General features: G+C 62.5%; 1 protein-coding gene. It reads right to left on the bottom strand.

All coding sequences use genetic code 11. The features are described 5' to 3' along the window. Positions 1 to 1,283, bottom strand: a 1,283-nt coding sequence (locus PGW49_RS10020) for an ABC transporter ATP-binding protein (RefSeq protein ID WP_270226402.1), incomplete at both ends; no start/stop codon positions are given.

Genomic DNA, 1,283 nt, shown 5'->3' with positions numbered 1-1,283 from the left:
TCGCAGGAGGTTTTCCGCTTTCCCGGATCGAGGCCGTTCAGCGGTTCATCGAGGATGAGGTACGGGCAATCGGTCGCTATCGCCACGGCAAGCTTTACCTGCTGCTTCATTCCTGTCGAGAGTTTGCGGGTCGGCTTGTCGAGATATGGGGAGATTCCGAGGGAGTTGCAGAGCGAGTCGATGTCGGCGGCCGATTTCCACGCCTCCCTAACGAAAGAGAGGTGCTCGCGGGCCGATAGCGTGGGGTAGAGATCCGCGCCGCCCGAAGAGCTCAGGTAGACGAGTTCTGCGAATTCGGCTGATCGACGTTGGTAGATTCCGTCTGCCAACAGGCTTCCCGAGCGGATGCGGGTGGGAAATTGGCCCGACAGCGCTTCAAGAAGGGTGGTTTTCCCCGAGCCGTTGGGAGCGACGAGCCCCGCCGCCGTTCCCGGGCCCAAGGAAAGCGATCCGATCGAAAGTATCGTCGTGCTCCCGTATCCCACGCTCGCGTCCAGGAGCTCAAGCCCATGGTGCTTTTTAGCGGGTCCAGCCTGTTTGGGCGAACGCGTCACAACGGCGCCGACCGCGAAAAGGACCGCGACGTATACCAGGGCCACGGCAAGCATCGATGCGCCGCCCGAACCGGAGCCAATGAATTCTGTCGGGAAGCATCCTACGTAACCCGTTGCCTCGATAGGCGAGAACACGGCCAGCGGCAGGAGCTCGAGCGCGGCGTTATGCCCCAGTGCCGAATCGGACAATAACGGGAATGCCGGGGCCGCGACAAGCAACGCGGAGGTAAGGGGGCCCGCGAGGACGCGCCTCGTTGCGGTCGATAGGACGACGGAACAAACGGATATCAAGGTTCCGCCCGCAAGAAGCGCGAGAAGCAGGGCTGTGAAGACGTTTCCCGCAGTCGTGGTGGTAAGCGCGCCGTCATGGAAGAAGGAGATCGGGTACCCGATCTGCCCGAAGCCGTTTAGGGCCAAGGCGTAAATGCCCCCGGGTGCGAGGCCGGCGAGGAGCATCGCGGTCCCCGCGGCGATTATCGAAAACACGATCTGGATAAGGCGCCGGAATTTGGGCACGGGCGCCTTTGCCGCCAGGGTCGCAGGCCTTGTGGCGCCGAGCACGAGTATCGACGAGAGAAGGAAGGGGATGAAGGGAAGGAAAGACGGCGCCGTGGCAATGGCGTAAGGCAGGAAGGAAAGGAACGGCAGGTCGTTTGCGGAGGCCGGGATATCCGTGATGCCGGAGCTGCTCAGGGCGCGGCAATACGCGAGGTCTGCGTCATTGGTCTC

The sequence above is a fragment of the Collinsella aerofaciens genome, from assembly GCF_027679495.1.
GTDB classification, from domain to species: Bacteria; Actinomycetota; Coriobacteriia; order Coriobacteriales; family Coriobacteriaceae; genus Collinsella; species Collinsella aerofaciens_AK.
This window is presented reverse-complemented; position numbering and strand designations above follow the sequence as displayed.